The following is a 10,078-nucleotide window of genomic DNA, read 5'->3' as shown; positions in this document are numbered from 1 at the left end:
TACTATATAAGGATATAAATAGCGATTATTAAGATTTCGAAGGAGGAAATTGCAAATGTCGGAACCGATAAATCATTCCATTGCGGCTAAAGAGACAGAGTCAAGGAAAAATACTCTGTGGTTAGATTCGGTAGCTGGCATTTTAGAAAAAGCAGTTTACCCCATTAGCGACAAAATGAAATCTCTTTCTTTGATAATCTTAGGGCTAATGGTTTTGCCTGTAGTTTTTGATGTTTTACTTCGCCTGTTTTTTAAGTCTTCTATTTTAGGTGCAAATGAAATTGAAGAATGTGCAATGGTTGCTGTTGTTTATTTGGCAATTTCTTGTATACAAGTTAAGAAAGAGCCTATAAGTGTAGAACTAGTAGTAAGTCGGTTTCCTCAATGGTTGCAAGTTGTAATTCAAGGCTTTATTTATCTTATTTCTCTTGTGCTTTTTGGTCTCATGTCTGTACAAATGATAATAGCAACAATTGAAAACGTAGAAACTCGGAGTATAGTACTTCATATTCCAATCTTCATTTTCATGGGTTTAGCTTCTTTAGGAATTATTATGTTAACGATTGTCTTGTTAATCGACTGCCTGCGTACTTTTTCGCAGATTCTTAAAGATGGAAGAGGGCCCTGGTTACTTCTGGTGTTTACTGGTGGACTTCTTGTTTTTATATCTTCTGTGCTGGGTAGAATGTTTCTGGGGCCTCAAAATGGCATAGTTTTGGGTTCATTGGGGATGGGTATTCTGTTTTTGCTTATACTCTTACGAATGCCAATTGCATATGCAATGGCCCTGGTGGGATTGTTGGGTATGATTACTGTAAAAGGTAATTTGCGTGCCCCATTTAGTATGCTTGGAATTGTACCATATACATCTGTTGCTAGTTATATTCTGACTGTGGTTCCAATGTTTATGCTTATGGGTAACATAGCATTTCGAGCGGGCATAAGTAGAGATCTTTTCGAAGCGGCCAGTAAGTGGCTTGGACGTTTGCCCGGCGGTCTGGCTATGTCTGCTGTTGCAGCATGTGCGGGTTTTGCTGCAGTTTGTGGGGATAGCATGGCTACCGCTACCACCATGGGGGCAGTTGCTTTTCCTGAATTGAGAAGGAAAAATTACGCCGATAGCTTGAGTGCGGGTTGTTTGGCTGCAGGTGGGACACTGGGTATCTTGATACCACCAAGTATGGGTTTTATTATGTATGCCCTTGTTACTGAAGAATCAATTGGCAAGCTTTTTGTTGCAGGTATAGTTCCTGGGTTACTTTTAGCCAGCATGTTTATATTGGCCATTTGGATTATTGCCGTACGTAATCCCGCGGTAGCACCGCGGAGTGAAGCAACTCCTTTGAGAGAAAAAATTGTTTCACTTAAAGGTATTATAGGCATGTTGATTTTGTTTGTTACTATCTTAGGTGGCATTATTAGAGGATATTTTAGTCCAACTGAGGCTGGTGCGGTTGGTGCTTTTTGCGCCTTTATTTTAGCTCTATTTCAAAGGCGTCTTACAAGGGATAATTTTATATTAGCATTAAATGAAACAGTAATAGCGGTTGGCAGGTTAATTCCAATTTTAGTTGGTGTAAGTATCTTAGGGTATTTTTTAGCTGCTTCAAAGCTACCATTTTTGCTAGCTGATTTCGTTACAGGATTTGGTATAAACCGTTACATTATATTCGCTGGTGTTATAGTTTTTTATATCATTTTAGGATGTGTTTTAAATATAATACCAATGATATTGCTTACTTTACCGGCAATTTTCCCAACAATATTAGCTTTGGGTTTTGATCCCGTCTGGTTTGGTGTTGTTATAGTTATTACTATGGAAATGGGTCAGATTACCCCTCCTGTTGGTATGAATGTTTTTGCAATGAAAAGTGTAGCTCGAGATGTAGCGCTTGAAACTATGTTTAAAGGTATATTACCTTTCTTCATTTGTATGATACTTATTATTGTTATTCTAACAATTTTTCCGGGACTGGCCCTGTTTCTACCAAACTTGTTTTTTTAAATCCTGAAACCGGCGCTGCGTTTGTCAATATAAAAAGTGATCACTAGCGTTGCACACGAGCTTGTCCCGTTCGTCGTAGATTTTCGGGACGGCCATTTTCGCGATTTTTAAGCGCTTTGCATGGTGGTGGATGATTCTGGGAACAACTTCTTGCGCATCGCCTCCTTCAGTATGGGCAATTCGCGATAGCCGTTAATCCGGTGGAACCCTTTTTCGGCTTCGAGATAAGAAGCTGCCATCCAGCGAAGTATTTGCTCGCCGCTCTTCCACCTCTTTACGTTGCGGCAGTAGGTGCGAACGCGGTCATTGGCCGATTCGATTATGTTGGTCGAGTTCAGGCTTTTGGCTAGTTTTTCGGGTAATCCCAGACGGTTAACGGTGAGAGTTTCTTCCATCCCTTCCCGAAGGCTGGCAGCTGCTCCGGGATAGTTCTTTTCCAACTGCCCGGCCAGGGCTTTCAGGCTCTTTAAGGCCTGTTCGGGGTCTTCCTCCCGCCAGGCTGCATCCATTTTGCGCGCTACCCAGGGCTGCTCCGCTTTTGGCAGGTGTTCCAGGACATTGCGCTTCTTGTGCACCCGGCAGCGCTGGATAAAAGCCTGATTGCCAAAGGCGTCTTTCACCGCTGCCGCCAGGGCCTTGGAGCCATCGATAACTACCAGGATGCCTTCCTTGACTTCCAGACCTCGTTCTACCAGATCTGCCAATAGGGCCTGGCAGACGGCCTTATTCTCCGTGGCTCCTTCCCAGAGCCCCAGGATGTGCTTTTTCCCGCCGGCGTCGATCCCTATGGCAGTAACTACGGTATGCCGGGCAACTACAACGCCGTCGATTAATAGTATCAGAAAATGGTCTTTATCCAGACGTCTGTGTAATAGCTCCGCCAGGGCTTTCCTGGTGCCCCTTATAAAACGGCGGCTGACTGAGCTTTTAGATACTCCAGTGGTTTCAATATTGCTGTCAATGGGTTCGAGCCCGTGGGTATACTTGCGGGTGGAGAGGCCGTAGAGCATGCGCTCCAGGACGGCTGCAGTGAGCATATCTTCCTGCTGAAACATCTTGTGGGTTTCCAGGTGCACTTCTTGCCCGGTGACGGTGCGGCAGCGAGGGCGCTCAACAGCCACCTTGCGGCCGCCCATGATGACACTGCCCTCCTCAGTACCGTGGCGTACGGCCTTTCGCTCAGGGTTATGTTATCCTTTATGTCCACAAATAGCAGTTACCTCGATCTCCATTATTTCCCGGAACACCAGAAGGCCGGTGGCACTGGCCAGGGCCATTAAACCTTCTTGTGCCGCTCCTATTACCTCGGATAATGAAATCAGGACGGGCTGGGAGCAATGGGCTAAAAACTTTGCTGCTCCACTCTGACATTTAGGGTCATTCTTGTTGTATGATGGCATGGGTGGCGGTACCTCCTTTTGATGTTTTTCTCACCCCTGTTTTACCACACAGGGGCAGGTGGCCGCCACCTTTAAATTCTACGATATTGGGTACAACGCCTCGCGTCTTACAGCCGCTAACAAATCATAAATGTATCATAAAGGATAATTAAATGTATCAAAATAAATCTCTAAATTCTTTATGATATTATAATTGATACAATAAGGTATCATATTAAGACCAGAAAAAGCTTGAAATTGTTAGATTTTGGGGGTGGCATAATTTTTGCTTTTAATTTTGTATCATAACAAATAAAAAAATAAATTACTAGCCTTTCATAAAGAAGACTTTTAAATCCGGGCAAATTTTTTAAAGTTACCTGTCCGTGGGCATTGTAAAAAATACCAGGGAGTGATAGTTTTGATATTCAATGCTAATCAAAGAATAAGATTTCCTATACCGACAAAAGAGCTGGAAAGAAGATGGAGTGCTGTCAGGTCTGCCATGATCGAGCAAGGGATTGATCTCCTGGTAATGCAGAACGACAACCAGTTCTTAGGCGGGTATGTACGCTATTTCCTGGATGTTCCTGCCGAACAGGCTTATCCGATAACGGTATTATTTCCCGCTGGGGAAGAAATGACAGTTATATCGTGTGGCGCGCCTTCAGGATCCCTTCCTCCTGACTATGCCCTGCGGGGAGTAAAAGCAAAAATCGGTCGTCCTTATTTTCGTTCTGTAAGCTATACCAATCAACTTGACGCTGAAGTGGCAGTAAAGACAATACGGGATCTCAAGTGCAAAAAAGTCGGCTTTGTAGGATTTTCCATGCTGTCGGCCATGTTCTATAAATATTTGACTGAAAACCTTGCGGAGGTAGAATTCGTAGATGCTACAGATATGGTTGATCGGATTAAAGCAATCAAGAGTGAAGAAGAGATTGCCTGGATCCGCAAGGCTGTTGCTATGCATGATTATGTAGTTGCAGCTATACCGGCATTATTACGCCCGGGAATGTATGAATTTGAGTTACGGGCAGAACTACAGAAAATAATGGTGGAATATGGTAGCGAAGAACAATTAATAATGATGGGTTCAGAGGTTACCGGCAAAAGAACACCACAACTTCATTCTTTCCTCCAGAACCGCCGGATAGAAAAAGGCGATCAGGTATTTGTCATGGTGGAAGCAAGCGGCCCGGCCGGTTTCTATGCTGAAATAGGAAGGATATTTTCGCTCGACGATCCACCGCGCCCGTTATTGGAGGCATGGGAAATAGCACGTTCGGCCCAGCATTATGTTGCCTCCCTCTTAAAGCCGGGTGCCGAACCTGCACGCCTTTTAGAAGCTAACAACAGTTTTTTAGAAGGAAAAGGTTTTGCGGGTGAAGAGCGCCTTTTTGCTCATGGTCAAGGATATGATCTTGTTGAAAGACCGGCTTTTTTACCGCAGGAAACTATGAAACTGGAAGAAAATATGCTCGTAGCAGTTCATCCCGTGGCGGCTAATGACTCGGTTTTTGCCTTTTGCTGTGATAACTACCTGGTTACCGCGGAGGGGGCAGAGTTATTGCAGAAAACTCCCCAGGAGATTTTTGTTCTATAAATCAATACTATTATGGCTCTGCGAATTACAGGCTGTAAATAAAAGTGTCGAATGACGGTATGGACATTTTCGTTAAAAATGGGGGGAGACTTTTTGAAGGTAAACAGTATCGCGATTCTTTACAAGCCTGACGACAGGGTACCCCATCAGATTGAAGAACGCCATTTAGACATGGTACGTAATACAGCACCTCAGGCTGAGGTGATTTATGCCAGGGATGAACAGGAGCTATTGGCGAAAGTCGATGATGCCGATGTGCTTTTGACCTGGGGTTTGTATAAACCCGTGACTTTTTGCCAGAAGGCCAAAAGTCTAAAGTGGTTGCATGCGCTGTCCGCCGGTCTTGACGGTGTCATGACGCCGGAGATCAGGAACTTAAAGATCAGGATAACCAGCACTAAAAATATCCATGGCCTGCCCATGGGCAATCACGTCCTGGCGTATATCCTGTCTTTCCTCCGTTGCTTGCCTGTTTTTAGGAAGCAGCAGGAACTCCAGATATGGGATAAAGAGATGAAAAGAGCGCATGAGTTTTACGGCCGGTATTTTCGCTTAGAAGAAGCCTGGGGTAAAACGGTCGGTATCGTTGGGTTTGGTAGCATTGGCCGGGAAATAGCGCGGCAGTGTAAAGCTTTAAATATGCGCGTCGTGGCTCTAAAAAGAACGCCGGTGGAATGCGAGTTGCTGGACAGGCTCTACTCTCCTGATGAGTTGGAATTGTTGTTGCGAGAATCCGATTTTGTAGTAATTATTGTACCTTTAACTGCGGCTACGCGGGGAATGATAGACGAGAAAAAATTGAAGTGCATGAAAAGGAGCGCGTTTTTAATAAATGTAGCCAGGGGTCCCGTGGTAGATGAAGCTGCTTTGATTAAAGCTCTTGAGGAAGGGACTATAGCTGGAGCGGGATTGGATGTTTTTGAAATTGAACCATTACCTGCTGATAGCCCGTTGTGGAAAATGCCCAATGTAATAATTACTCCCCACTGTGCAGCAGATTCGCCTATGTATATGGACCGTGCTTTTAAAGTTTTTTGCGATAACTTGAAAAGATTCCTGAATGACGAACCCCTGCTTTATGAAGCTGATCTGCATGCCGGGTATTAAATAAAGTTAAAAAACATGTTTTCAGGCCGGGAACATTTAAATACTTGTGATGGAAGGGGCGTACCATGTGACTGCCTCAGGCACTGGCATGAGAAGTTTTTTTTCCAGTAAACTCAACAAGATAATTGATTACTGCATCCTTGCTCTGGCTGCAGTTGCCGGGTTTATGGTGCTGTTCATGCTTCTTGCCGTTTGTTTTGCCACCCTGTCCCGTTATCTGTTTAACAAGCCGTATGCTTTTCTGATTGACTACTCTTCCTATTCCCTGCTGTATATAGCATTTCTCGGCTCGCCGTGGCTGCTCCAGAAGCGCGGGCATGTGGCAATTGATATGCTGGTCAATGCCCTCCCTCCGGGAGTAAGGCCTTTCTGGTGTGCAGCTGTTAATTTGATCACTGCCTTTATCTCGGTGGTCATCTGCTGGATCGGCCTTTCTCTTACCTATACCAATATTATAAACCGTGTTGTGGTAGACGATTTTCTCAGTACGCCGAAATGGATCCTGATGGCTCCCATCCCCGTCAGTGCATTCTTCCTCGCGGTCCAGTCCATTCGCAATATGATAGAAGATCTCTCACGCCGGAAAAGGGAACTGAAAGGGGATGCAGCATAATGGCCTGGTCAGTCGTCCTGGTATTGTTTATTGGCTGCCTTATCCTGGCAATGTTTACCGGGTTGCCAATCGCCTTTAGTTTTTTACTGGTATCCGGTGCGGCTATTTACGAAATGGTGGGTGTTGGCGGCCTGAAGCAGCTGGTGCTGGGCATGCAATCTCAGCTATGCAATTTTAACTTTACGCCTATCCCGTTCTTTGTCATAATGGGTGAGGTCTTTTTCCAGTCCGGGATAATTACGCAAACTATGGACGCCCTGTCCCGGATTGTGCGCAAGGTACCCGGGCGGTTAAGTGTCATTACACTGCTGGGGGGAGGTATTTTTGCATCACTTAGTGGTTCCTCCCTCGGCAACACGGCCATGTTCGGTTCGTTGATGATGCCGGAAATGATGCGCCGTCGCTATTCCAAAGAAATGACAACCGGCTCCATCATAGCTTCCGGTGCGCTGGCTATGATTATACCCCCCAGCAATCAGGCGGTTATGTTGGGCGGTATTGCCGGCATCTCGGTCAGCAAGATCCTTCTGGGTTCGGTCTTACCCGGCATCCTTATGCTGGTTTTATATATCGCCTACATTATAGTCTCTTGCATCCTTAACCCTTCCCTGGCTCCTGTCGACAATATTGATGATGCTACAGGCCGGATAAGCTTTTCTGAAAAAATAATTACGATCCTGAGAGATATTGTCCCCCTGGTTTTTGTCTTCGCGGTGATAATCGGCATCATATTTTTAGGCGTCGGCACTGCCACCGAGGCTGCGGCCATCGGCGCCCTGGCTGCCTATATCCTGGCAATTGTTTACCGTAAATTCTCTTTCAAGTTGCTGATCAACACTTTAATCAGCTCTTTGAAAACTTCAGCCATGCTAATGTTGATCATCGGAGCTTCCACCGGATTCAGCCAGGTAATCTCCTTTACCGGCGCCAGCCGGGAGGCTGTTATGGCTATTACCTCGACAATAAGTTCTCCTATATTGGTACTGGTTGTCATGCTCATTATCTCTTTCATTATGGGACTTTTTATTGAGCAGGCTGCCATCATGATGATCTGCCTGCCGTTATTTATGCCCCTGGTGAGGGCCTTCGGTATTCATGAAATCTGGTTTGCCGTTCTCTTTTTAATCCTGCTTCAGATAGGCCAGTTCACCCCGCCCGTTGGCATGTCTCTCTTTGTAATGAAAGGAGTTTCACCGCCTGAGGTCACTCTGGGTCACATTATCAAAGGCGCGATCCCGTTTTTAATCATCGACATTATTGTAGTTATTATCATTGCCCTGGTACCTCTAATCGTTACAGCCCTTCCCAATTTAATTTCATAAAGTTTTTTTGAAAGGAGGGTAAAAGTTAAAAGCAAGTCCTTCATAAAATTCCATTTTAAAATGAAAAGGAGGAATGAATCATGAAAAAGACCCTGATTATTATTTTGACACTACTCCTCAGTTTCACCCTGGTTGCCTGCGGGAGCTCCGGTAGTTCACAAACGAAAGAAGAAAGTGATAAAAGCGCTTCGGGCTCCAAACCAATTACAATACGTCTTTCCGGCGCCTTTGCGGAAGGTACTGACCACTACTATTACTTTGAAACCTTTTGCAAATCGGTATATGAACGTTCAAATGGCACAGTTACCGTCGTCTGGGGGCATGGTCCTGAAGCAATTCCTTCTAACCAGCTTGCTGAGGCTATGCAGAACGGGATGGTAGAACTGGTTTATACACCCTTAGCTTATACAGTTACAGTTATTCCTGGCTTTGCCGGAATGAAGTTAACGGACGCTGCAACAATGCGCGCAAGCGGCGGTGTTGACTATGTAAATTCCATTACAACCGATAAGCTGAAAGCCCATTATCTTGGCCGTACGCAGGATGGTAGCTATTTCGTCCTGGGCATGAATAAAGAAGTGGATTCTCTTGACGATTTTAAAGGCCTGAGTATCCGCGGTACCTCTGCCACCAAACCCTTGATCTCATCCTTGGGCGCCGAAATGGTTACCATGGGCTGGGCTGATGTTTACCAGGCGCTGGAAAAGAACGTGGTACAGGGAGCGGGCGGTACCTTAAAGGACTTTGTTGATAACGACCTGGGCCGCGTCTTGAAGACCCTGGTATTACCCGGCGTCTACAATTCTGATTCTTCGCTTTTAATTGCCAATCACGTATGGGACAAGCTGGATGATGTACAAAAAGATGCAATAATCCAGAGCGCCATTGACTGGGAAAAAGATTCGTTGAGAAAGAATCAAGCTGATAATGAGAAAAATATTGCCACTCTAAAAGAAGCCGGTGTTAAAGTTGTAGATCTGGGTGAAGAATACAAGAAAGCGGCTTATGAGGCTGCCTGGAAGGAAGCTGAAAAGGCAGATGCTGAAGTCGCTGCGAAGCTGAGATCCTACGCTGGAATGTAAAACTTAAACTTTAAAACTCATTTGTTGCTATTTTTTCCAGGACGAAAAAGAGGGCGTGCCTCAAAGCAAATGTAAGACAGGGGCACGCCCTTTTTTAGCATGATAACTTACGTTTGTTAGAAAAGTAATCCTTTTACCCTTGAAATTTGTAGCTGGTTAAATAAGTTTAGTCATACCTCCCCGGTACGGGCATATACATAAATAAAGAAACATGCTTGTCCGGGGGGAAACAAGGTGCGGGATAGCTGGGACTGGGAAGAAATTAAAGGGGCTCCCCTGGGCGGCTGGACCGGGCCGGGGAGAACCCTGCCGCCGCCGCGGCCTCGCCGCCGCTGGGTGCGGCAGGTGATTGTTGCCGGCGTTTTGTGGCTTATCCTAACCCTGCTCTTTCGCCTGGACACCCCGGTGGTTAAGCCCTTACAAACAGGCCTGCGCTACTACCTTGCCGACCCGGCGGCCGATTATACCCCGGCGGTAGCCCGGTTGGTGCGTTCGGGGATGTGGCTGGATGCATACGACCGCTGGGTATTCCATTTCCTGGGGAACGGGGCCGTACCGGTAACCTCGGGCGAAGCCCTGCCGGCCCTGGCCGTACCCCTCTCGGGGGAGGTCAGCCGGCCTTACGGCTGGGTAACTGAAGACGGCCGGCAGTATTTTCATAACGGTATCGATATCCAGACCGCGGGCGGCTCAACCGTCCGCGCCGCCCTGGCGGGAAAAGTCATCAGGGCCGGGGAAGATCCCGTGCTGGGGCTGGTTGTAGAAATCGATCACGGCCGGGGCCTGGTTACTGTTTACGGGACCCTGGGCGATACCAGGGTAACCCCGGGCCAGGTAGTAGAAAGGGGAGATGTAATTGCCGTCCTGGCCAGGGGAGAGAAAGCGCAGCTTCATTTCGAAGTGCGCCGGGACGGCCAGGGGGTAGACCCCGCGCTCATGTTGACTTCACAGGACAAGATTTAAA

Annotated in this window: 7 protein-coding genes and 1 pseudogene; 7 read left to right on the top strand and 1 reads right to left on the bottom strand. The window is 46.3% G+C overall.

What is annotated here, in order from left to right; genetic code table 11:
* Positions 1 to 55: 55 nt before the first annotated feature.
* Positions 56 to 2,005 carry a TRAP transporter large permease gene (locus NWF31_RS09880; protein WP_258360327.1) on the top strand — a complete coding sequence of 650 codons (1,950 nt, stop codon included), beginning with the start codon at positions 56 to 58 and terminating at the stop codon, positions 2,003 to 2,005.
* A gap of 107 nt (positions 2,006 to 2,112) precedes the next feature.
* On the opposite strand, the pseudogene NWF31_RS09875 reads toward NWF31_RS09880, so the two are convergent.
* Positions 2,113 to 3,240, bottom strand: a pseudogene (locus tag NWF31_RS09875) (IS256 family transposase).
* A gap of 565 nt (positions 3,241 to 3,805) precedes the next feature.
* On the opposite strand from NWF31_RS09875, the gene NWF31_RS09870 reads away from it, so the two are divergent.
* From NWF31_RS09870 to NWF31_RS14805, 6 genes are all read left to right on the top strand, one after another.
* On the top strand, positions 3,806 to 4,990 hold the full coding sequence (locus NWF31_RS09870; protein ID WP_258360326.1) for a M24 family metallopeptidase: 1,185 nt from the start codon (positions 3,806 to 3,808) through the stop codon (positions 4,988 to 4,990).
* 93 nt (positions 4,991 to 5,083) lie between these two features.
* Entirely contained in the window at positions 5,084 to 6,097 is a 1,014-nt protein-coding gene (locus NWF31_RS09865; protein WP_258360325.1) for a D-2-hydroxyacid dehydrogenase, read from the top strand.
* Positions 6,098 to 6,146: 49 nt separating this feature from the next.
* Positions 6,147 to 6,710, top strand: a complete 564-nt coding sequence (locus tag NWF31_RS09860; RefSeq protein ID WP_258360335.1) for a TRAP transporter small permease — start codon at positions 6,147 to 6,149, stop codon at positions 6,708 to 6,710.
* A complete protein-coding gene (locus tag NWF31_RS09855) occupies positions 6,710 to 8,032 on the top strand; it encodes a TRAP transporter large permease (protein WP_258360324.1) in 1,323 nt (440 codons plus the stop codon). The genes NWF31_RS09860 and NWF31_RS09855 overlap by 1 nt, the downstream gene beginning before the upstream one ends.
* Before the next feature lie 80 nt (positions 8,033 to 8,112).
* On the top strand, positions 8,113 to 9,114 hold the full coding sequence (gene dctP, locus NWF31_RS09850) for a TRAP transporter substrate-binding protein DctP (protein ID WP_258360323.1): 1,002 nt from the start codon (positions 8,113 to 8,115) through the stop codon (positions 9,112 to 9,114).
* Positions 9,115 to 9,348: 234 nt separating this feature from the next.
* Complete coding sequence (locus tag NWF31_RS14805) at positions 9,349 to 10,077, top strand: murein hydrolase activator EnvC family protein (protein WP_258360322.1); 729 nt, start codon at positions 9,349 to 9,351, stop codon at positions 10,075 to 10,077.
* Position 10,078 lies beyond the last annotated feature (1 nt).

Origin of the sequence: Neomoorella sulfitireducens (assembly GCF_024733845.1) — a bacterium.
GTDB classification, from domain to species: domain Bacteria; phylum Bacillota; class DSM-521; order Neomoorellales; family Neomoorellaceae; genus Neomoorella; species Neomoorella sulfitireducens.
This window is presented reverse-complemented; position numbering and strand designations above follow the sequence as displayed.